This window comes from Actinomadura sp. SCN-SB, assembly GCF_043906805.1.
In the GTDB taxonomy this organism is placed as follows: Bacteria; Actinomycetota; Actinomycetes; order Streptosporangiales; family Streptosporangiaceae; genus Spirillospora.
In genome coordinates this window covers 1-20,751 of record NZ_JBIMPP010000103.1, presented here as the reverse complement: position 1 = coordinate 20,751, position 20,751 = coordinate 1, and the positions used below count along the sequence as shown (strand labels likewise).

19 protein-coding genes are annotated in these 20,751 nt (G+C 69.5%); 11 read left to right on the top strand and 8 right to left on the bottom strand.

Annotated features, from left to right (window positions below; translation table 11 throughout):
- Positions 1-103 precede the first annotated feature (103 nt).
- The 7 genes from ACGWYJ_RS36795 to ACGWYJ_RS36765 all read left to right on the top strand — a co-directional run bounded on the left by ACGWYJ_RS36795 (position 104) and on the right by ACGWYJ_RS36765 (position 7,605).
- Positions 104-1,384, top strand: coding sequence for an ABC transporter permease (locus tag ACGWYJ_RS36795; RefSeq protein WP_395111193.1), 1,281 nt, complete (start codon positions 104-106; stop codon positions 1,382-1,384).
- A gap of 73 nt (positions 1,385-1,457) precedes the next feature.
- Positions 1,458-1,760 carry a putative quinol monooxygenase gene (locus ACGWYJ_RS36790; RefSeq protein ID WP_395111192.1) on the top strand — a complete coding sequence of 101 codons (303 nt, stop codon included), beginning with the start codon at positions 1,458-1,460 and terminating at the stop codon, positions 1,758-1,760.
- The gene (locus ACGWYJ_RS36785) at positions 1,757-2,458 is read left to right on the top strand and encodes a nitroreductase family protein (RefSeq protein ID WP_395111191.1); all 702 of its coding nucleotides are present in this window, start codon (positions 1,757-1,759) and stop codon (positions 2,456-2,458) included. Before ACGWYJ_RS36790 ends, ACGWYJ_RS36785 begins: the two co-directional genes overlap by 4 nt.
- Complete coding sequence (locus tag ACGWYJ_RS36780) at positions 2,455-3,576, top strand: alpha/beta hydrolase (protein WP_395111190.1); 1,122 nt, start codon at positions 2,455-2,457, stop codon at positions 3,574-3,576. The genes ACGWYJ_RS36785 and ACGWYJ_RS36780 overlap by 4 nt, the downstream gene beginning before the upstream one ends.
- Positions 3,573-4,799, top strand: a complete 1,227-nt coding sequence (locus ACGWYJ_RS36775) for an acyl-CoA dehydrogenase family protein (protein WP_395111189.1) — start codon at positions 3,573-3,575, stop codon at positions 4,797-4,799. The genes ACGWYJ_RS36780 and ACGWYJ_RS36775 overlap by 4 nt, the downstream gene beginning before the upstream one ends.
- Entirely contained in the window at positions 4,796-6,403 is a 1,608-nt protein-coding gene (locus ACGWYJ_RS36770) for a class I adenylate-forming enzyme family protein (RefSeq protein WP_395111188.1), read from the top strand. The genes ACGWYJ_RS36775 and ACGWYJ_RS36770 overlap by 4 nt, the downstream gene beginning before the upstream one ends.
- On the top strand, positions 6,400-7,605 hold the full coding sequence (locus ACGWYJ_RS36765) for an acyl-CoA dehydrogenase family protein (protein ID WP_395111187.1): 1,206 nt from the start codon (positions 6,400-6,402) through the stop codon (positions 7,603-7,605). The genes ACGWYJ_RS36770 and ACGWYJ_RS36765 overlap by 4 nt, the downstream gene beginning before the upstream one ends.
- 139 nt (positions 7,606-7,744) lie before the next feature.
- Here ACGWYJ_RS36765 and ACGWYJ_RS36760 read toward each other — a convergent pair whose 3' ends face one another.
- Positions 7,745-8,155 (bottom strand): arsenate reductase ArsC, encoded by a 411-nt coding sequence (locus ACGWYJ_RS36760; protein WP_395111186.1) that lies wholly within the window; start codon positions 8,153-8,155, stop codon positions 7,745-7,747.
- Between the two features lie 174 nt (positions 8,156-8,329).
- Positions 8,330-8,734, bottom strand: coding sequence for an ArsR/SmtB family transcription factor (locus ACGWYJ_RS36755; protein ID WP_395111185.1), 405 nt, complete (start codon positions 8,732-8,734; stop codon positions 8,330-8,332).
- An 84-nt stretch (positions 8,735-8,818) separates the two neighbouring features.
- Here ACGWYJ_RS36755 and ACGWYJ_RS36750 point away from each other — a divergent pair, with 84 nt between their 5' ends.
- Positions 8,819-9,268 carry an ArsI/CadI family heavy metal resistance metalloenzyme gene (locus ACGWYJ_RS36750; RefSeq protein WP_395111184.1) on the top strand — a complete coding sequence of 150 codons (450 nt, stop codon included), beginning with the start codon at positions 8,819-8,821 and terminating at the stop codon, positions 9,266-9,268.
- A gap of 156 nt (positions 9,269-9,424) precedes the next feature.
- Here ACGWYJ_RS36750 and ACGWYJ_RS36745 read toward each other — a convergent pair whose 3' ends face one another.
- The 6 genes from ACGWYJ_RS36745 to ACGWYJ_RS36720 form a co-directional block, all read right to left on the bottom strand.
- On the bottom strand, positions 9,425-10,258 hold the full coding sequence (locus tag ACGWYJ_RS36745; RefSeq protein ID WP_395111183.1) for a mycofactocin-coupled SDR family oxidoreductase: 834 nt from the start codon (positions 10,256-10,258) through the stop codon (positions 9,425-9,427).
- A gap of 20 nt (positions 10,259-10,278) precedes the next feature.
- Complete coding sequence (locus ACGWYJ_RS36740; RefSeq protein WP_395111182.1) at positions 10,279-11,115, bottom strand: mycofactocin-coupled SDR family oxidoreductase; 837 nt, start codon at positions 11,113-11,115, stop codon at positions 10,279-10,281.
- Positions 11,112-12,134, bottom strand: a complete 1,023-nt coding sequence (locus ACGWYJ_RS36735) for an ABC transporter permease (RefSeq protein ID WP_395111181.1) — start codon at positions 12,132-12,134, stop codon at positions 11,112-11,114. The genes ACGWYJ_RS36740 and ACGWYJ_RS36735 overlap by 4 nt, the downstream gene beginning before the upstream one ends.
- A gap of 9 nt (positions 12,135-12,143) precedes the next feature.
- The gene (locus ACGWYJ_RS36730) at positions 12,144-13,673 is read right to left on the bottom strand and encodes a sugar ABC transporter ATP-binding protein (RefSeq protein ID WP_285699347.1); all 1,530 of its coding nucleotides are present in this window, start codon (positions 13,671-13,673) and stop codon (positions 12,144-12,146) included.
- 48 nt (positions 13,674-13,721) lie between these two features.
- Positions 13,722-15,020, bottom strand: coding sequence for a sugar ABC transporter substrate-binding protein (locus tag ACGWYJ_RS36725; protein WP_395111180.1), 1,299 nt, complete (start codon positions 15,018-15,020; stop codon positions 13,722-13,724).
- Positions 15,021-15,132: 112 nt separating this feature from the next.
- Positions 15,133-16,071, bottom strand: coding sequence for an alpha/beta hydrolase (locus ACGWYJ_RS36720; RefSeq protein ID WP_395111179.1), 939 nt, complete (start codon positions 16,069-16,071; stop codon positions 15,133-15,135).
- Positions 16,072-16,300: 229 nt separating this feature from the next.
- Between ACGWYJ_RS36720 and ACGWYJ_RS36715 the strand changes: the two genes are divergently transcribed.
- From ACGWYJ_RS36715 to ACGWYJ_RS36705, 3 genes are all read left to right on the top strand, one after another.
- Positions 16,301-18,352: a pyruvate dehydrogenase complex E1 component subunit beta gene (locus tag ACGWYJ_RS36715; RefSeq protein ID WP_395111178.1), complete on the top strand. Its 2,052-nt coding sequence runs from the start codon at positions 16,301-16,303 to the stop codon at positions 18,350-18,352.
- Positions 18,346-19,941, top strand: a complete 1,596-nt coding sequence (locus tag ACGWYJ_RS36710) for an AMP-binding protein (protein ID WP_395111177.1) — start codon at positions 18,346-18,348, stop codon at positions 19,939-19,941. Before ACGWYJ_RS36715 ends, ACGWYJ_RS36710 begins: the two co-directional genes overlap by 7 nt.
- A 77-nt stretch (positions 19,942-20,018) precedes the next feature.
- Positions 20,019-20,654 (top strand): helix-turn-helix domain-containing protein, encoded by a 636-nt coding sequence (locus ACGWYJ_RS36705; RefSeq protein WP_395111176.1) that lies wholly within the window; start codon positions 20,019-20,021, stop codon positions 20,652-20,654.
- Positions 20,655-20,751 lie beyond the last annotated feature (97 nt).

The window sequence follows — 20,751 nt, the reverse complement described above, 5'->3', positions numbered from 1 at the left end:
ACACGGTCGGCGTGCTCACCGCCGACGGCACGGTCTCGGAGTGGCTGCCTTCCGACCGTTTTTCCGAACTGTCCACCGAGCTTGCCTGAACGGGAGGCCCCCGATGTCCATCGACGAAACCGAGTCGCCCGGCACCGCCGCCGGTCAGGTCGGGTCGTCCGGCACCTCCGCTGGCGGGCCCGGGCCGTCCGGCGATGGAGCGTCCGCGCAGCCGCCCACGGCCGCCGGGACGGTCGGCCGGGGCCCCTGGCGGGAGACCGGGGCCAGCGTGGCCACCGTCGCCGCCTTTGGCGTGGTCTTCCTCGTCTACGCTCTGTGGCTGCAGGGCGGGTTCTACGACGTCACCCGACTCTCCTTCAACGTCAGCCGCAGCGCCCCGCAGCTGGTGCTGGCCGTCGCCGTCGCCGTCTGCATGTGCGGCCATCGGTTCGACCTCAGCGTCGCCGCGGTGGCGACGGCCGGCTGCTTCCTGACGGTGGGCGCGTTCATCGACGCCGGGCTGCCCATGGCCGCCGCCCTGGTGCTCACCCTCCTGATGGGCGCGGTCGCCGGTCTGTTGAACGGCATCCTGGTGACCAGGTTCCGTATCAACGCGTTCATCGCCACGCTGGGCACCGGCGGCCTCATCACCGGTTTCACGGTCGTCTACTCCGCGGGCGAGGTGGTCGGCCCGACACCGGGCTCCGGGCCGCTGCCCGGCTGGTTCTCCGGTGCCGGATCGCTGGGCGACTTCCAGAACAAGGTTCCGCCCGCCGTGGGCATCCTGGTCACCGCCGCCGTGGTCGCCGCCATGCTCATCTCGCTCGACCAGCGCTTCCCCGGCCCCGACGCGCGCCGCCGGATCCAGGGAACGGTCCTCGGCCTGGTCGGCGTGCTGCTGGTCGGCGGCGCCTGGGCGCTGGGCCTGACCGCTGAGTTCGACTGGATGATCGTGATCACCCTGGTGCTCACGCTGCTGGTGTGGACGGTCATGAAGTACACCGCCATCGGACATGCGATCTACGCCGTGGGCGGCAACCCCAGCGCCGCCGCGTTCGCCGGGATCCGCACCGATCTCATCTCGGCGTGCCTGTTCGTCTTCTCCGGGACGATCGCCGCGCTGGCCGGCATCCTGATCGCCTCCCAGCAGGGCAGCGCCTCGCCCGGCGTGGCCGACCCGCTGCTGCTGCCCGCGTACGCGGGCGCGTTCCTCTCCACCGTCATCCTGTCCCGGGGCCGCTTCCACATCTGGGGCACCGTGGGCGGCAGCATCGCGCTGGTCTACGTCACCGACGGCCTGGTGGTCGGCGGTGTCGAGTACACCTGGACCCAGGTGATCAACGGTGCGGTGCTCATCGTCGCGGTGGCCCTGAGCACCTTCCTCCAGCGCAGGCCCGGCTCCTGACCCCATGTCCGGCCGTCCGTTCCCGTCCCCGCGGTGCCCGGCCACGCCGGGACCCGCTCCCGAGGAGGTACCTGTGATCGTCGTCAGTGGGATCATGGAGGTCGCGCCCGCGGACGCCGACCGCTTCATCACGCTGACCCGCCGCCTGGTGGACGCCACCCGCCGCGAGCCCGGCTGCGTGGACTACCGCTTCGCGCAGAGCATCGAGCGGCCCGGGCGCTTCGAGGTCTTCGAGGAGTGGGCCGACCAGGCCGCGCTCGACGCCCACGTCCGGGCCGTGCACTACCGCGACTGGAGCCGGGCGCTCAAGGACGTCGAGGTCACCCAGGTCTCGATCGTCCGGTACGCGGCGACGGAACGGACCGTCCTCGCATGAGCGCCATCGAACGGACCGACGCCGCGCCCGCCGGGCTGGAGGACTTCCCTCCCGGTGTGGAGCCGAACGAGACGCTGCGCGTGATCGGGTCCGCCCGGGCCATGCGGCGGCTGCGTCCCGACCCGGTCCCCGATGCGCTCGTCCGCGCACTGGTATGGGCCGGCACCCGGGCGGCGAGCCCGAACAACAGCCAGCTATGGCGGTTCGTCGTGGTCCGCGACGCCGACCAGAAGGCCGCGATCGGCGGAGCCCTGGAACGGTTCGTCCGCTGGATCGACTCCCTCGGCGAGCCCGCCGACGGCCGCGACGCGCACATCCGCACCGAGGCGCGCCACCTGGCCGTCTCCATCGCGGACGCCCCGGTGCTGCTGGTGGTGTGCGCCGAGCACTCTTATCCCGAGCGCGGCCCGGACCTGCGGTACCTGTGGCCCGCGGTGAACACCGCCAGCCAGAACGTGCTGGTCGCCGCGCGCTCGCTCGGCCTGGGCGCGACGCTCACCATGATGCACGTCGGCAACGAGCAGGCCGTGCGTGACATCCTCGGCCTCCCCGACGACGTCCACATCGGGACCATGATCCCGGTCGGCTGGCCGGACCGCCCGTTCGGGCCCGTCCGGCGCCGCCCGCTGGACGACGTCGTCCACCACGACCGCTGGCGTGGCGGCGGCCACGCCCGTGACGCGAAGGACCCACAGTGACCGATATCGATCGCGAGTTCATCGGCCTGCCCTCCCCGGCGATCGGCCGGGCGGGGGCGGGCGGCCACCCGCTCCAGGGCATCTACTACACCCCGGCGGGCAGGAAACCGAAGACCGCGCTGATCGCCGCCCACTACAACGTCGACTTCAGCGAGCACTACATCGCCACCCGGATGGCCGAGCGCGGCTACGGCTTCCTCGGATGGAACACCCGGTTCCGCGGCGCCGAGCACTTCTTCATCCTCGACCACGCGCTGGCCGAGATCGGCGTCGGCGTCTCGTGGCTGCGGTCGCGGGGCGTGGAGCAGGTGGTGCTGCTCGGCAATTCCGGCGGCGGCTCGCTGATGACCGCGTACCACTCCCAGTCACGCGAGCCCAACATCCGCCCGCCGTACGGCCGCGACCATGTCTTCGAGCCGGCGCTGCACCTGCCGCCCGCCGATCTGATGATCTTCTTGGCGGCGCATCCCGGCCGACCCGAGTGGATCACCCGCACGATGGACCCGTCGGTGCTGGACGAGACCGACCCCAACTCCGTCGACCCCGAACTCGACATGTACGACCCCGCGCACGGCCCGTCGTACTCCCCGCAGTTCGTCGCCCGCTACCGGGCGGCCCAGGTCGCGCGCAACGACCGGCTGACGGCGTGGTGCAAGGAGCAGCTCGCGGCGATGGCGGACCGGCCCGCCCGAGACCGGATCTTCTCCATGCCGCGCACCTGGGCCGACCTGCGTTACCTGGATCCCACCATCGACCCGTCCAACCGGCCGACCCCGATGTGCTACTTCGGCGATCCCAAGCACGCCAACTACGGCGTCTTCGGTGTCGGCGTGGTGTCGACCATGCGGACCTGGCTCAACATGTTCAGCCTGCAGGAGTCCGACTGCGTCGCGGCCAAGCACCTGCAGCGGCTCGACCTGCCGACGCTCGTGGTCCAGCCGGACGCCGACACCGGGGTGTTCCCCAGCGACGCGCAGGGGCTCTACGACGGCGCGGTCTCGACGGACAAGGAACTGGTCACCCTGCCGGGCGACCACTACTTCGTCGAGCCGGCCGACGCACGCGACGTCGTCGCCGACACCCTGGCCGACTGGCTCGCCTCCCGGACGTCCCGATGAGCACGGGCCGCGCCACGACCACGTGCGCCGCCCCGGACAGGGGCGAGGACACCGGCGACTGGGACTTGCCGGCCCTCCTGGCGCCCACGGAGGAACAGACGGCGCTGCGCCGCATGCTGCGCGACTTCTTCGCCGAGCGGTGGCCCGAGGAGCGGCTACGCGCCGTCGCCGGCTCCGCGGACGGCCACGACAGGGAGCTGTGGCAGGCGATGGCCGGGGAGCTCGGGCTGCACGGCCTCGCCGTCCCCGAGGAACTCGGCGGTGGCGGCTTCACCTACCCGGACCTGCTGGTGGTCTTCGAGGAGATGGGACGGGCCCTGGTCGGCGGGCCGTTCTTCGCCTCGATCGCCATGGCCTCCACGCTGCTGCTCGCGCTGCCCGACCGGGACGCCCAGGAGCGACTGCTGCCCGGCGTCGCGTCCGGTGAGCGGATCGCCACCGTCGCGGCGGTGGAGCACCCGACCCGCTGGGAGGCCGGCGACCCGGTGGCCGCGGCCGCGGGGACCGGGGCCGCCCGCACCGTCACCGGCGAGAAACTGTTCGTGCTGGACGCCCAGGTCGCCGACGTGCTCCTGGCGGTGGTGCGCACCGAGCACGGCACCGGGGTGGTCGAGGTCGACGCCGCCGCGCCTGGTGTGCGGATCGAGCCGTTGCAGACCGTCGACCCCACCCGGCGGCAGGCGCGGGTGGTGTTCGAGTCGGCACCGGGCACGCTGCTCACCCCCGGCCACGATGCCGCGCCCGCCGTCCGCCGGATGTGCGACCTGGCCGGGGTGGCGCTGGCCGCCGAGCAGGTCGGGGGGGCCACGCGCGTGCTGGAGATGGCTACGTCCCACGCCAGGACCCGCGAGCAGTTCGGCCGCCCGATCGGCGGCTTCCAGGCGGTCAAGCACCTGCTCGCCGACCAACTGGTCGCGGTGGAGTCCGCCCGGGCCGCGCTGGCCTACGCCACCACCGCGGCCGCCTCGGAAGGCGCGACGGAGACAGGGACCGGTGTCGGTCTCCCCGTCGCGGCCGCGGCGGCGCAGGCGCTGTGCTCGGAGGTCTTTTCGGCCGCCACCGAGGCCAACATCCACGTCCACGGCGGGATCGGGTTCACCTGGGAACACCCCGCCCACCTGTACTACCGCAGGGCGGTGTCGAGCGAGGTGATGCTCGGCCGACCGCGCGAGCACCGCGCTCGGATCGCCGCCCACCTCGTCGCCACGTCGGAGACGCCATGACGGACTATGGACCGGCCAAGCTCTCCTCACTCCAGCCTGCGGACTGGATCACCCTGCACGCCCGCTATCGCCCGCACGAGCGGTGCCTGGTGACCGGTGACGGCCGGGAGTACACGTTCGGCGAGATCAACGGCCGGGTCAACCGGCTGGCCCGCGCGCTGCGGGCGCACGGCATCCGGCGGCACGACCGCATCGGCATCCTCGCCACGGACTCGGTCGACTACATGGTGTTGCTGATGGCGTCCCTGAAGGTCGGCTCGACGTACGTGCCGCTCAACTACCGGCTCGCGCCCCGCGAGATCGTCACTTTCGCCGAAGCGGCCAGGCTGGACGGCTTCGTCACGATGGCGCGGTACGCCGAGGCGGCCGCCGCCGTCGACGAGGTGTGCCCCGGGATGAAGCTGCGCGCGTCGTTCGACCCGTTCGGCGACCGGCCCCTGGTGGCCGATCTGATCGAGGAGCAGCCGGACGACGGCGACGTGGAGGTGCCGACCCAGCCCGAGGACGTCATCTCGATCATGTTCACCAGCGGCACGACCGGGCGTCCCAAAGGCGTCATGCAGTCGATGCGCATGCTCGGCGTGTCCACCAACGTGTCTCTGCTGGACTTCGGATTCAAGCGCGGCGAGCTGCGCTACACCGCCTCGCCGATGTTCCACGCCGCCGGCATGGGCAGCGTCTACTACGGCATCGCCCGGGGCTTCGCGTCGCTGATCATGGAGCAGTTCGACCCGCCCGCCCTGGCGGAGTGGATGAAGTCCGGCGAGCTGACCGGGGCCCTGCTGATGCCGACGATGCTCAAGGCGCTGCTGGAGGTCCCCGGCGTCCGCGACCAGGAGTACCCGAACCTGCGCTCCATCGTGTACGGCGGCGCCCCGATCGGCATCGACCTGCTGCGGGACGCGATGGACGTGTTCAAGTGCGACTTCTTCAACAGTTTCGGCGCGGGCACCGAGGCGGCGGGGCAGACGATGTTCTACCCCGAGGACCACCTGCGGGCGCTGGCGGGGGAGGAGCACCTGCTCGGCTCCATCGGGCGTCCCATGTACGGGGTGGACCTGCGGCTGTGCGACGACGAGGGCAACGACGTCCCGCGCGGGCAGGTCGGGGAGATCACCACCCGGTCCGAGACCGTGATGAGCGGCTACCTCGACGACCCCGAGCGCACCGCCGAGGCCGTGGTGGACGGCTGGTTCCGGGCCGGGGACCTGGCCTGGATGGACGAGGACGGGTACCTGTTCCTGGCCGGCCGCAAGTCCGACATGATCATCCGGGGTGGGGAGAACGTGTATCCCGTCGAGATCGAGACCGTTCTGCTGGAGCATCCCTCGGTGGCGGCGATGGCGGTCGTGGGCCGGCCCGACGAGCACTGGGGCGAGGTCGTGGTGGCCGCGATCGAGCTGAGTCCCGGCCACGAGCTCGACGAGGAGGCCCTGGCCCGGCACTGCCGCGAGCGCCTGGCCGCCTACAAGGTGCCCGTCCGGTTCTACGCGCTGCAGGACATGCCGCGCAACGTCAACGGCAAGCTGCAGAAGTTCGCGATCGCCGACCTGATCGCTGAGCGGTACGAGCGGTCCGACGACGGGGAGGAGGGTGCCCGGTGAGCGATCTTGAGGAGTTTCGGGCACGGGTCGAGGCGTTCCTGGCCGCCCGTTATCCGCGCCGCCCGGATGCGCTGCGGCACGGGCAGGGCGACGACTCCCTGGTCGGGGCGGCGTTCCGGGACAGCGACGACGAGGTCGGCGACCTGCGGCGGGCGCGGGAGTACCAGCGCGCGCTCTTCGACGCCGGCCTCGCCTGGCTGGACGGGCCGGTGGAGTACGGCGGCGCGGGCCTGGGGACCGCGGAACGGCGGGCCTTCGCCGAGATCGTGCACCGGTACGAGGTGCCGGACCTCAACGGGTTGCTGGTGGGGCAGCACATCGTCGCTCCGGCGGTGCTCGCCTACGGCACCGCCGAGCAGCGTGCGCGGCTGCTGCCCGCCCTGTGGAGCGGCGATCTCGTGGGGTGCCAGCTGTTCTCCGAGCCCGACGCGGGCAGTGACCTGGCGAGCCTGCGGACGCGGGCCCGCAAGGTCCCCGGCGGCTGGCGCGTGGACGGGCAGAAGGTCTGGTCGTCGGGAGCGCATCTTGCGGACGTGGGGGAGCTGCTGGCCCGGACGTCCCCGGACCCGGACAGCCGGACCCGGGGGCTCACCATGTTCCTGCTCGACATGAAGTCCCCGGGCGTGACCGTGCGGCCACTGCGGCAGATGACAGGCACCGCCCACTTCTGCGAGGTGTTCCTCGACGATGTGTTCGTCCCCGACGACGCCGTGCTCGGCGAGGTGGGCGGTGGATGGGCGGTCGCGAACGTCTCGCTGACCAGCGAGCGCGACAACTTCGGCGACGGCGGCGCCGACCTGTTCATCCGCCTGCTGGATCGCCTGGTGCTGCTCGGCCGGGAGGTCGGCGCCGCCGGCGATCCCGACGTCCGTGACCGGCTCGCCGACGGGTACGTCCGCCGCCTGGTCACCCGGGTGCTGCCGGCCTCGCTGCGGACCGCCGCGCCGGAGGTCGCCGCCGTCGGTGCCAGCCTGGTCAAGCTCTTCGCGACCGACGCCGACCGCCGGCTGGCCCGGCTCGCCCTCGACGTGCTGGGGCCGTCCGTGACCGCCGACACCGGCGCCTGGGGCACCTATGCCTGGTCCCAGGTCGTTCTCGGCGTGCACGCCACCCGCATCGCCGGCGGCACCGACGAGATCCAGCGCAACATCCTCGCCGAACGCGCCCTGGGCCTGCCCCGGGAACCCCGCCCATCCCGCTGACGACCGGGACGGGTCCGGTCGCGGAATGACCGGAAGGAGCGGACGGAAGGACTGCGGGCGCGGTCGATCGAACGGTTGTCTTGGACATGCCGCGCCTCTGCGCGGCCGGTGTGGTCGCGGGGATGTCGTTGCGGGTGTCTCAGCGGCCGGCTGGAAGGAGTTCTGCGAGCAGGGCGCGCACGCGGGAGTCGATCTCGTCCCGGATCGGGCGGACCTGATCGACGGTTTTGCCCGCCGGGTCGTCCAGTTCCCAGTCCAGGTAGCGCTTGCCGGGGTAGATGGGGCAGGAGTCGCCACAACCCATGGTGATGACCACGTCGGCAGCTTGCACCACCTCGTTGGTAAGCGGTTTGGGGAACTCACGTGACAGGTCCAGGCCGAGTTCTTCCATGACGGTGATGACGGCGGGGTTGATGGTGTCGGCCGGGGCGGATCCGGCCGAGCGGACGTGAACCTTGCCCTGGGCGTGGTGGTCGAGCAGGGCGGCGGCCATCTGGGAGCGTCCGGCGTTGTGGACGCAGACGAACAGCACCTCGGGGACCTCGGACATCAGCACTCCTGAATACATAGGCGGCTGCGGTCAGCCGGGAGTGGGCGAAGCGGGTGGCCAGGAAGGTGGCGGGAGCAAGGCTGGCGAACACGCGTCGCTCCAGGGCGGCGGTGGCACCGATCAACATCGTGACCGGCATTCCTGTGCCGGCGAAGACCTGGCGGGCCGGTGCGCTCACGGGTAATCGGCTCCGACCGGCGTGGTGGCACCGTCGGTGACGGTGTCGGGCAGGGCCAGCACTCCGGCGAGCTGCTTCAACGCGTGCGGGACGATCCAGTAATAGACCCACGTGCCGCGCCGCTCAGAGTCGATCAGGCCCGCCTGGCGCAGCACCTTCAGGTGGTGCGAGATCGTCGGCGCGGTCACCGCGAACGCCCCCGTCAGCTCGCAGACGCACACTCCCGCGCCGACCTGGCGTCCCCCGGCATGGGCGCCGATCAGCGACAGCAGGCGCAGCCGGATCGGATCGGCCAGCGCCTTGAACCCCCGCGCCAGTTCGGCCGCGCCAGCCTCGGAGATCGGCTCAGCGGTCAGCGGCGTGCAGCACCCCGCCGGAGGCGGACCCTGTTGCTTCGACATACCTCTAATTTGACAGGATGCTAATCAGGGGCGCAAACTCGCGGAGTGATTAGATGACCGTCGAATCAGCATGGAGGAGGAACCATGTCCCGTGTCCAGCTCGCGCTCCGGGTCCCCGATCTGAGCGCCTCGATCGACTTTTACACCAAGCTGTTCGACACCCCGCCCGCCAAGATCCGCGACGGATACGCCAACTTCGCCATCGCACAGCCGCCCCTCAAGCTCGTCCTCATCGAAGGCGCGGACGAGCCGGCCACGCGGCTGGACCACCTGGGCGTCGAGGTGGACGACTCCGACCTAGTCACCACCGCCGCCCGGCGACTGGCCACCGCCGGACTGGCGACCCTGGAGGAGAACGACACCTCGTGCTGCTACGCACTCCAGGACAAGGTCTGGGTGACCGGCCCCGGTGAGGAGCCGTGGGAGGTGTACGTGGTCAAGGGCGAGGGCGACACGCTGGGCAAGGCCGAGAACCCGGCCACCACGACCGGAACCGAAGAGCACGGGAAGACGACCGCGCAGGGCTGCTGCTGAACGCCTCGATGCTGCGCCATCCCTCGCCGCGTCCGCCTGCTCCTGCTCGCGAGGGGCTGCGAAGCGCCCGCTTGGGCACGTTCAGGGGCGGCGAGTGCGGCGCCGTTGCGAGGGTGTTGATCATTGACGCCCTCGCAACGGCGGGCAGGGTGGGGTTCAGATGGTCAGCGCGCCGCCGTCGATCGGCAGGGCCACGCCGGTGATGTAGCGCGCCTCGTCGGAGGCGAGGAACAGGACGGCGTTGCTGACGTCGATCGACTCGACCCAGTCGATCGGCAGGAGGATCGTTGCCGCCGATGCCTCTCCGAAGTCCTTACGGGTGGGATTCTCGATGTCGGGGCAGAACAGGCGGTACATGCTCTCGTTCTGGATCATTTCGGTGTCGACCTGGGTCGGGTTGACCGTGTTGACCCGGATGCTGTGCGGCGCGAGTTCCTGCGCGAGCGTCTTCATCAGCCCGACCACACCGTGCTTGGCCGACACGTAATGCGACACGCCGCTGTAGGACCGTAGGCCGGCGACGGAGCTGGTGAGCACGATCGAGCCGCCACGCCCGCCCTTGATGAGATGCGGGATCGCCGCCTTGCAGGTGCGCCATACGCCGTTGAGGTTGATGTCGATCATCTGCCCCCAGGTGTCCTCCGTCAGCTCGTGTGACGGGCCGTTGGAGAGGATGCCGGCGTTCGCGCACACGATGTCGAGCCGGCCGAGTTCCGCGACGCCTGCGTCAACAGCATCTTTCAGTGACTGCATGTCGCGCACGTCCGCTTGCGTGGCGACGATGCGGCGGCCGAGCGCCTTGACCTGACGCTCGGTCTCGGCCAGGTCCGCGGCGCTCGCCATCGCGTAGTCGACGGTGTCGATATCGGCGCAGTGGTCGATGGCGATGATGTCGGCGCCCTCCTGCGCGAGCCGGATGGCATGGCTACGCCCCTGCCCGCGGGCTGCCCCGGTGATGAATGCGACTTTGCCTTCAACCCGACCTGCCATGTGCGCTCCTTCGGTTGTTGTCACTTGATCAGTACGCCTGCGTCGACCGGTAGTGCGACCCCGGTGATGTAGCGCGCCTCGTCCGAGGCGAGGAACAGCACCGCATTGCTCACGTCGCGCGCATCGACCCACGGGACCGGCAGCGCGTTCATCGCCTGCGACACCGGCGCGAAGTCGGCGCGGGTCGGGTCGTCGACATCCGGGCAGAACAGCTCGAACATCGGCCTGTTCATGATCATTGGGGTGTCCACCTGGGTCGGGTTCACGGTGTTGACGCGAATCCGGTGCGGCGCCAGCTCTTGGGCGAGCGTCTTCATAAGGCCGACCACGCCATGCTTGGCCGCCGTGTAGTGCGCGATGTTCGCGTACGCCTTGAGCCCCGCCGCCGAACTGGTGAGCACGATCGCGCCGCCGCGTCCCCCGTCGATCATGTGCGGGATCGCCGCCTTGCACGTGCGCCACACTCCGCCCAGGTCGACGTCGACGACATCGAGCCATACCTGCTCGTCCATGTCCTGGGCGGGCGAAGGCTTGTTGACGCCGGCGTTGGCGCAGACCATGTCGAGGCGACCGAGCTGGGCGACTCCGTCGTCCACCGCCGCGCGCAGGGCCGGGTAGTCGCGCACGTCGGCCTGCCTGGCGACGATGCGGCGGCCGAGCGCCTCGACCTGCCGGACCGTTTCGGCCAGATCCTCGGCCGTACCCAGCGGATAGGGGACGTTGTCCATGTCGGCGCACAGGTCGACGGCGATGATGTCGGCGCCCTCCTGCGCGAGCCGGATGGCGTGGCTACGCCCCTGTCCGCGCGCTGCCCCGGTGATGAACGCGACCTTGCCTTCAACTCGTCCGGCGCTCATTTGATCAGTCCGTAGCGCCTGCGGTCGATCGTGATCGCGACCGCCGCGATGACGACCGCTCCCTTCACGATCAACTGGGTGTACGGGCCCACCGACGTGATGTCCATGCCGGAGCCGAGAATGACGATGACCAGGGTGCCGAGCATGGTGCGGTGCGGGCCGCCGACTCCGCCCGACAGCGCGGTGCCGCCCACGACGATCGCGGCGATGGAGTTGAGCAGGCTCGGATCGGCGCCCAACGGCACACCCGTGCTCGCCTGACCGGTAAGGATGATGCCCGCCACGGCGGCGATGACGCCCGCGAGAGCGAACACCGACAACTTCACGGCACGCACTCGCACGCCACTGAGCCGGGCCGCCCGTTCGTTGCCCCCTACCGCGTAGAGGTGACGCCCGTAGGACGTCGCGAACACCAGTGCCGTCAATCCGACGGCCAGGACGATGGCGATGAGCGCGCCGTTGGGCAGACCCGGGATGGTCGAGGTGTTCACCAAAGTGTTGAGCAGTCCCGAGTTGAAGGAGACCGGGCCGCCTTTGGAGATGGTGTTCGAGACGCCGTCGAGTATCGACATCATGCCGAGCGTCACCAGGAACGACGGCACTTTGAGCAGCGTGGTGACGATCCCGTTGACCAGGCCGACGAAGCCGCCGACCAGCAGGACGAGGACTATGGCCAGCGGGCCGCCGAGGGAGTCGATCCACTTGGCGATCAGAATGCCGGCCAGCGACGCGTTCGCCGCGACGGACAGGTCGATTCCGCCGATCAGGATGACGAACGTGCCGGCGAGGGCGAGGACGGAGAGGAACGCCATCTGCCGCAGGATGTTCTGGGCGGAGCCGGTCGAGATGAACGCCGGGTTCTGCGCGCCGAAGTAGGCCACGAGCACGATGAGCGCCACGATCGGGATGAGGATGTTGCGGTACCGGTCGAGGAACGTGGACGCCGCCGCCGGCGACCGTGGGGACGAGCGCTCGTCACCGGTCTGCCGCTTCACCAGGCGTGGCGAAGACTGGGTCATTTGCGGACCTCACATCATGTAACGGACGATGTCGACTTCGCTGGGCTTGGCGGCGGCGGGGGCGGGGATCTCGGCGGTGACATGGCCGTCCTTGAGCACCAGGATCCGGTCGGCCAGGCCGATGATCTCCTCCAGGGACTCGGTGCACAGCAGGACACCGACGCCGCTTCCCGCGAGGTCTCGGATGAGCTCGTAGATCTCCTCTCGCGTGCCGACGTCGATGCCGCGCGTCGGATCGTCGAGCACGAGCAACCGGCAGTCGCGGCCCAGCCAGCGCGCGAACACGGCCTTCTGCTGGTTGCCGCCCGACAGCTCGCCGATCGGTGTGGACAGCGACTCGGTCTTCACCCGCAACCGCTTCGCCAGCGCATCGGTCCTCGAACGCTCGGTGGGCAGGCGGAGCAGCCGCGACCACCGCGAGGTGAGCAGATCGAGGAAACCGATCGAGATGTTCGAACGGACGGACATCGTCGTGAACAACGAGTCGTTGGCGCGCTCGGGCGGCACGTAGAGAACGCCGTTCCGCATGGCCTGCGCCACCGTCCATCGGGAACGGCGGGTGCCGTCGACGACGATCGACCCCGAGTCGAGCCCTTCCGCGCCGGCGCACACGGCCGCGAGCTCGGACTTGCCCGAACCGATCACCCCGGCGAGACCGACGATCTCGCCGGGGCGCACCGCCACGTCGACGTCGGTGAACGCGCCCGACTTGGTGCCGCCGATGACGCGCATGATCGGCTCGGCCGACGAGGCGCCTCGTTGCTCGTCCTCGCGGTAGTAGTCGACGCTGCGCTCGCGGCCGACCATCAGTTCGTGCAGCCGCGAGTCCGTGATGCCGTCATTGGGCACCGTGTCGATCACCTTGCCGTCCCGGAGGACCAGCAGCCGCGAGCTCAGCCGGAGCACGTCCTGCAGGATGTGCGACACATAGATGAACGCCACCCGCGAGCGCCATCGCTCGATGAGCGAGAACAGCAGATCGACCTCGTGCTCGCTGAGCGCGCTCGTCGGCTCGTCGAGCAGGATCACCGGCGGACGGTCGGTGAGCCGTGCCAGGGCGAACGCCTTGGCGATCTCGACGAGCTGCCGCTGCGGGTAGCTCAGGTCGGCGACGATCGCGTCGGCCGGGATCTCGTCCAGATGCAGGTCGTGCAGCAGGGCGCTCGCCGCGGCACGCAACCGGCGCGCTCGTGACCACCCGCGGCCGGGCACGAGGGCCTCGCGGCCGAGGTAGATGTTCTCGTACACCCGCAGCGGCTCGACGAGCGCCTGCTCCTGCGCGACGACGGAGATGCCCATCGCGGACAGCCTGCGGGGATCGCCGAGCGGCGCGTGGGTGCCGTCGACGGTCATCGTGCCTTCGTCCGGCCGGACCGTACCGCTCAGCACACCGATCAGCGTCGACTTCCCCGCGCCGTTCTCACCGATGAGGCCGAGCACCTCACCGGTACTGACGTCGAGCGACACGTCGCGCAACGCGTGCACGATGCCGTAGCTCTTGGAGATGCCGGTGAGCTTCACCGTCGATGTAGAAGGCACGTCGGGCCGCCCCGCTCTTGAATGGACTGTGGTGGGATGCCGCCGCGCTCAGGCGACGAGCTTGCTCTTGAACTCGAACAGGGGGCCGGACTTGAACGCGGCCGCGTAGTCGGCCCGGACCTTGCCGATGTCGGCGGACGCCCACGCCGGGTTGAGCTTGTACTGATCCTGGGGAACGCCGGCGTAGAACTCCTTGGGATCGATCGGGTTGAGCAGCGTCTGCGGATCCCAGTCGTTCGGATGGAGCGCCTTGCTCATCTTCGTCCAGTTGAACGGCAGCTTGCCGGCGTAGACGGTGTCCAGAACCTTCTGGGCGATGTCGGGCGTGACGAGCAGCGCGCCCTGCGAAAGGAATCTCTCCGGCAGCGAGAGCTCCACCCCGTTGAGAACGTCGAACACCGTGATGCCCAGCAGCCCGGCGGTCAGACCGCCGATCGTGGCACTGGTCAGGTACTGCTTGCCGGCCGCGATGTACTCGATGTTCTGCTTGTTGCCGTCGAAACCCGTGACGACCTTGTCCTTGATGCCCTGCGCGTCGAGTGCCGCGATCACTCCCGCGGCCTCGCTGTCGTTCTGAGCGAACACCCCGACGAAGTCCTTGACGGACGGGAGGATGTTCGTGAGCGACTTGCGCGCGTCCTCCGAGGTCCAGTTCCCCGGCGCCGCGGTGACGATCTTGATTCCCGGGTAGTCCTTGAGCGCCATGTTCAGTCCGGCGGTCCGCTGGTCGTCCGCGGACGAGCCCTTCTGACCGGGGACGTGGATGATCGTGCCGGTGCCACCGACCTTGTCGAACAGGGCCTTCGCGGTGGCCGCCGCGATCTTCGTCGACGGCGGCGTGATGAAGCGCGCCCACTTGTCGGCGTCCGCGGGCGTGTACCAGGGCGGAGCGGTGTACGAGCTCGCGTACAGGATGCCGGAGGCCTGGCATGCCTTCGTCACCGCGGCGGCCTGGGCCTCGGTCGCGGGCGTGCCGAAGATGGACTTGCCGGTCGCGGTGCGCACGTTGCCCACCTGGCCGATCGCGGTGCTGGCGTTGCCCTGGTCCTCGAGGGTGGCCATCGGGACGCCCAGCGCGGCCATCGCCTGCTTGGCCCCCTCGTTGAACGCGACGAAGTAGTCATTGGACAGCGTCGTCACCTGGCACCAGGTCTTGTCCTTCTTGAGCTTGCCGCCGGCGGCGGCCGACTGGTCCGAGCTCGACGAACCTCCGCACGCGCCGGTCCCGAGAACGATGCCGGCGGCACCGACCGCGGACAGGAACGCGCGCCGGGAAACGGGGTTGGGGAACTGACCGTGGACCGCCATATCGACGATCCGTGACTCGATGGAAGCCAATTCCGTCATCTCCTTTGAGATACGAGAACCCGCCACGGCCCCGATGGGCCGCGGTTGTGGACGCTGACGCGCCGGTTGGGGGGTGGGGTGGCCGTGGCGCACGCTCGTGGCCGCGATGTCCTCACCGCTGTGGTGTCATCGCCTTCGCGACGAGATGATCGGCGAACCAGCGCGACGCCTCCTCGGCGGCGACGGCCAGCTTCGCCCGATCGCTGTACAGGGTCATATGCGACGTGTGCGGGAGGACGACCAGCTTCTTCTTCTCCGTGGGGATCCTGTTGTAGCTCTCGATCTCCAGATCCCAGAGCGTCAGATCGTCGCCCTCCGCGACGATCATGAGCGTCGGCGTGTCGTAGATGCGGGTGACGAACGGGTTGACGTCGTAGTTCAGCAGCAGATCGACGGACTCCATCGTGCTGGAGTTCTGATACAGAGGAGCCTCGGTCGCCTGTAGCTGCGCGAACGTCGTGAACGTCTCCGGGAACGGCCACGCGGACAGCTCTTCCTCGGGAGTCGCGCTGGCGTGCGGCAAGTAGAGCCGGTTGTGAGGGTTCTCGTAGCGGAGCCGGCGATCCTCGAGGACCGCCTCCCACAGCCGGCGGTATCCGAGCGTGCCGTGGACGCGGCGCATGTTGCGGTAGCCGTCGACCACCGGGATCTGGCTGACGATCGCCTTCACACGGGGATCGGTCGCCGCGAGGATCAGGACATGACCCCCTGAGTACGAGATCCCCCACGCGCCCAGGCGGTCCGGGTCGATCCCATCGGCCCGTTCGAGGAAGCTCAGCGCGTTCTGGTAGTCGCGGATCTGCGCCCATGGGTCGAGGTGCTGGCGGGGCTCCCCCTCGGAGGAGCCGAGGTTGCGGTAGTCGAAGATCAGCGCGGCCATGCCCAGTGACGCGAACGCCTCGGCGTAGTACGGCATGACGAGCTCGCGGACGTAGCACCATCCACCCGCGAGTACGACTGCGGGAACGTCCCCAGTCGCGTCATCCGGACGATAGAGCCACCCCCTGACAAGGCTGCCCTCGCTGGTGAACTCGATGTCTTCTCGGCGCATCGTGGCCTCTCGGAACGTGGAGTAAGCGGAATGGCCATCGGCCGTCCCGGCTCGCGGCGCGCCGCGACGGCACGGACGGACAGTGGGGCCCCGCGGCGGCTGATCAGGCCAGGTGACGAGGTGCGCACCATCGTGGATCCGTGGAACACGCTTGTCAAGTGTCACTTGACGGTTTCGGCCACGCCGATTTCTGATGCCGAGGACGGTGATCCGGTTGGTCGGCTGTCAAGTGACACTGGACATGCCTGCGTCCGCTGGTTACATTGACGCCCCAGAGAGCGCGATCGGTACCACGGTGCGCGCTGACGGGAGAGCCCTCATGGATCGCACGCAACTGCTCGACGCCTACGGGCGGATGGCTGTCATCCGTCGTATGGAGGAGCTCATCTCGACCCTGTATCGCGACGGACTGATCCCCGGTTTCGTGCACACGTCGGTCGGCCAGGAGGGCTGTGCGGTAGGCGCCCTGTTCCACGCCCGGCCCGACGACGTGATCACTTCGACCCACCGCGGTCACGGACACGTTCTCGCCAAGGGCCTGGAGCCACGGCGCATGATGGCCGAGCTGATGGGCAAGGAGACCGGGTCCTGTCGCGGTCGCGGCGGCTCAATGCACGTCGCCGACCCGAGCATCGGGATATTCGGCGCCAATGGCATCGTCGGTGCGGGGCTGCCCATCGCGGTCGGCGCCGCGCACGCGCTGGCCGGTCGCGGTCAGGGCGCGGTGGCCGTCGCGTTCTTCGGTGACGGTGCCGTCGCCACAGGCGCCTTCCACGAATCGCTCAACATCGCCGCCCTGCGCGGCCTGCCCATCGTGTTCTTCTGCGAGAACAACCGCTACTCAGAGTTCTCGCGTGCCGCCGACCAGCATCCAGTGCCTGTCGCGCAACGCGCCCTCGCCTACGGCGTTCCGTTCGCCCAGTTTCCAGGAAACGACGTGGCGGCGGTGGCCGACGGCATGGCGGAGGTGCTCGGCAAGGTCCGCGCGGGCGGGGGGCCATACCTCGTCGAGGCCGTGACACTCCGGGTACGCGGGCACTACGAGGGCGACGAACAGCGTTACCGCGAGCCCGCGGAACTGGCCGAGGCGTCCACCATCGACCCGCTCCGCCTCGCCCGCGCACGCCTCGCGGAACTGGGTGTCACCGAGACCGAGCTCGACGAGATCGACCGCGCCGCCCACTCGGTCGTCGCCGACGCCGAGGACTTCGCGCGCAACTCCGCGGAGCCGGATCCGGCGAGTGCCGGCGATTACGTCTACGTACGGCGTCGCACGACGACTCCGGCGGCCCGCGCCGGATCGGCCGGCGGCAAACCGTCCTCAGGTACGCGCATTCTCCGGCAGGCACTCCATGACGCCCTCGCCGACGAGCCGGCCGTGTTCCTCGCCGGCATCGACGTGGCGGGCGGCAACGTCTTCGGGGTCACCCGCGGGCTCCACGAGAAGTTCCCCGATCGGGTGCTCGACACCCCCATCGCCGAGACGGCGATCATGGGCCTGGGCGTCGGCGCGGCCATGGCCGGGCTGCGACCGGTCGTCGAGCTCATGTATTTCGACTTTCTCGGGGTGTGCTTCGACCAGATCCTCAATCAGGCCGCCAAGCTGCGGTTCATGACCGGCGGCGCGGTGACCGTCCCCCTCGTCATCCGCACCCAGTTCGGCTCGGGACGCTCGTCGGGCAGCCAGCACTCGCAGAGCCTCGAAACGCTGATGGCGCACGTGCCCGGGCTGACGGTGGTCATGCCGAGTTCCGGGGCGGACGCCTACGGCCTGCTGCGATCGGCCATCGAGGACGACAACCCGGTCGTGTTCATCGAGAACCGCCTGCTGTACGAGAAGAAATCCCCTATGCCGTCGCCGGATCACCGCGTTCCGCTCGGCCAGGCCAAGATCGTCCGCCCGGGTCGGGACGTCACGCTGGTGTCGTGGTCGCGCATGGTCTACGACGCGCTGGAGGCCGCCGAGATGCTGGGCGCGGAGGGCATCGAGGTGGAGGTGATCGACCTGCGCACGATCGTCCCGCTCGACCGCGAGACCGTGCTGAGATCGCTACAGCGCACGAATCGCCTGGTGATCGCGCATGAGGCGGTCGTGGATTTCGGGGTGGGGGCCGAGCTGGCGGCCCTGGCCGTGAAGGAGGGCTTCTGGACGCTCGACGCTCCGGTCGCACGCGTCGGCGCGGCCTACTCCCCGGCCCCGTACGCACCGGTGCTGGAGCGGCAATGGAAGGCCGGACCGGCCGACATCGTGCGGGCGGTCCATGAGGTGGCCGCATGCTGACCGCGACCCGGCGCCACATCGTGGACTACGACCTGCCGCAGGAGACCTTCGCCGACCGCCTGATGCGTTCCGCACGCGCCCACCCCGATGCGCTCGCGGTGGTCGAGGGCGACAGGGCGCTCACGTTCGCCGAACTCCTTTCGTCCGCCGAGCGGATCGCCGCCGGTCTGCGGGAACGAGGCGTCGAGCCGGGCGATCGCGTCCTCACCCAGTTGCCCAACTGGTGGGAGTCCGTCGCCGTGTCGTGGGGTGTGTTCCTCGCGGGCGGCGTGCTCGTGCCTGTAGTGCCGATCTACCGGGCTCACGAGCTTCGCTTCATCGTCGATCAGGTGCGGCCGAAGGTCGTCGTCGCACCGTCTCTGTTCCGGTCCTATCCCCATGCCGCCGAACTTCGTGCCATAGCGGCTGATACGTCGGCGGACGTGACAGTGGTTAGTGTCCGCGGCAGTACCCCCGGCGCGGAACCGTTCGACGCGCTGCTCCGAACGGAAGCGCGGTCGGCACCCGACCCGCATACGCAGCCCGGCGATATCGCGGTGGTGCTGTACACCTCAGGTACCACCTCGCAATCCAAAGGTGTCCTGCACAGTCATCAGACTTTGCTCGCCGAGGTACGCGACATCGCCCAATTCTGTCGGCTGGACGATCGCGACCGCGTTTTCATGGCATCACCCCTGAGTCACATCACCGGACTGAGCTACGGAATCCTGCTGCCCGCCGACCTCGGATGCGGCGTGGTACTACAGGACAGATGGGACGCCGCGGCCGCGGTCGATCTGATCGAATCCACGACGTGCACGTTCACGGTGAGCGCGACGCCGTTCCTGCGCGGGCTGGCCGACGGATATGCCGGGCGAACCCGATCCAGCCTGCGTGTCTTCGTCTGTGGCGGCGCCGATATCCCCGAAGACCTGGTGCGCCGGGCCCACGCGGTGATGGGCACGAGAGTGGTGCGTACGTACGGGTCGACGGAGCTGCCGACATCGTCGATGGCCGATCCCTTCGGCGATCTGGACGAGGCCGCGTCCGGGGAGGGCAGGCCGATGGGCCGCAACGAGATGGTCGTTCGTGAGGACGACGACGGCAGACCGGAACTGCTCGTGCGAGGGCCCGAGCTCTTTCTGGGCTATCTCGACGCCTCGCTCAATCAGGCGGCGTTCACCACCGACGGTTACTTCCGCACCGGTGATACGGCCCGCATCGATCCGGACTCGACAGTGCACATCACCGGCCGGATCAAGGACATCATCAACCGTGGCGGCGAGAAATTCAGCGTCGCCGAGGTCGAGTCACTGCTGATGGAGCACCCGGCGGTGCATGACGTCGCCGTGGTGAGCTATCCCGATCCCGTTCTCGTCGAGCGGGCCTGCGCCTGCGTCGTCCCGGCCGCGGAGCGCCTGCCGGTACTCGACGAACTGCGCGAACACCTGCTGAAATCCGGGCTCGCGGTTCAGAAGGCCCCGGAAATGCTGATGATCGTGACCGACCTGCCGCGGACGGCCAGCGGAAAAGTGCAGAGATTTCTGCTGCGCGAGCAGGTGCGTCACAAGCTGGCGGCCGACCCCGGTGCCGGATCCGGGGGGCGGTGAGCGGGTGGCCGCTCCGAACGGCGGACCCGTAGGCTTGACACCGGACCTCACCCAACTCACTGCGCAGGGAGCGCCACGTGGCTGTGTCGCGCAGGGTCGGTCGTGCCGGCCCCAGCGGAATGAACGGAATGAATGTGCCGCTCGGGCAGACCGTTCGGATGGAGCGTGAGCGGGCCGGACTGTCGATGCGTGAGCTGGCCCGTCGTGTGGGGGTCTCGGCGAGCTTCCTGTCCCAGTTCGAGCTGGGCCAGAGCCAGGCCGCGGTGAGCACCTTGTTCGCCATCGCCAGCGAACTGAACCTGTCCCTGGACGACCTGCTGGGACATTCGGTGTCGCGGGCGAAGGAGTCCCCGGCGGAACAGGGTGGCGGGCAGCGAGGGAAGGCGGCAAGCCCGCCGCCGGCATCGGAGTACCTCGCGTTGCAGACCGGGGTGCGATGGCGCAGGCTGACCGACGAGGTGGGTGATGATCACGTCGACTTCCTGCTCACCGAGTACGAGCCCGGCGCCGACTCCGCCCCGAACAACCAGCCTCAGCAGCACAAGGGCAACGACTACGGCTACGTGCTCGAAGGCACGCTGACCATCGTGATCAATGGTCGGCGCCGCCAGGTCAAGGAAGGCGAGGCCATCGCCATGCGCGGCGATGTGCCGCACCGGCTGCTCAACGAGACCGATCAACTCGTTCGCGCCATCTGGTTCGTCACCGGCTGACCCCTCGGCGGTCCCGGCCGTCCACGTTCATGCCGGACGCTGGCGTCGAGCACCTGCCCAACGCCACCCTCCCCGAGGACGACGAGTGGATCGCGGT

Bases quoted from the DNA above. Each gene is read 5' to 3' on its own strand.
- ACGWYJ_RS36795 (WP_395111193.1), top strand. From the start codon at position 104: ATGTCCATCGACGAAACCGAGTCGCCCGGCACCGCCGCCGGTCAGGTC.
- ACGWYJ_RS36785 (WP_395111191.1), top strand. From the start codon at position 1,757: ATGAGCGCCATCGAACGGACCGACGCCGCGCCCGCCGGGCTGGAGGAC.
- ACGWYJ_RS36775 (WP_395111189.1), top strand. From the start codon at position 3,573: ATGAGCACGGGCCGCGCCACGACCACGTGCGCCGCCCCGGACAGGGGC.
- ACGWYJ_RS36770 (WP_395111188.1), top strand. From the start codon at position 4,796: ATGACGGACTATGGACCGGCCAAGCTCTCCTCACTCCAGCCTGCGGAC.
- ACGWYJ_RS36760 (WP_395111186.1), bottom strand. From the start codon at position 8,155: ATGTCCGAGGTCCCCGAGGTGCTGTTCGTCTGCGTCCACAACGCCGGA.
- ACGWYJ_RS36755 (WP_395111185.1), bottom strand. From the start codon at position 8,734: ATGTCGAAGCAACAGGGTCCGCCTCCGGCGGGGTGCTGCACGCCGCTG.
- ACGWYJ_RS36750 (WP_395111184.1), top strand. From the start codon at position 8,819: ATGTCCCGTGTCCAGCTCGCGCTCCGGGTCCCCGATCTGAGCGCCTCG.
- ACGWYJ_RS36745 (WP_395111183.1), bottom strand. From the start codon at position 10,258: ATGGCAGGTCGGGTTGAAGGCAAAGTCGCATTCATCACCGGGGCAGCC.
- ACGWYJ_RS36740 (WP_395111182.1), bottom strand. From the start codon at position 11,115: ATGAGCGCCGGACGAGTTGAAGGCAAGGTCGCGTTCATCACCGGGGCA.
- ACGWYJ_RS36735 (WP_395111181.1), bottom strand. From the start codon at position 12,134: ATGACCCAGTCTTCGCCACGCCTGGTGAAGCGGCAGACCGGTGACGAG.
- ACGWYJ_RS36725 (WP_395111180.1), bottom strand. From the start codon at position 15,020: ATGACGGAATTGGCTTCCATCGAGTCACGGATCGTCGATATGGCGGTC.
- ACGWYJ_RS36720 (WP_395111179.1), bottom strand. From the start codon at position 16,071: ATGCGCCGAGAAGACATCGAGTTCACCAGCGAGGGCAGCCTTGTCAGG.
- ACGWYJ_RS36710 (WP_395111177.1), top strand. From the start codon at position 18,346: ATGCTGACCGCGACCCGGCGCCACATCGTGGACTACGACCTGCCGCAG.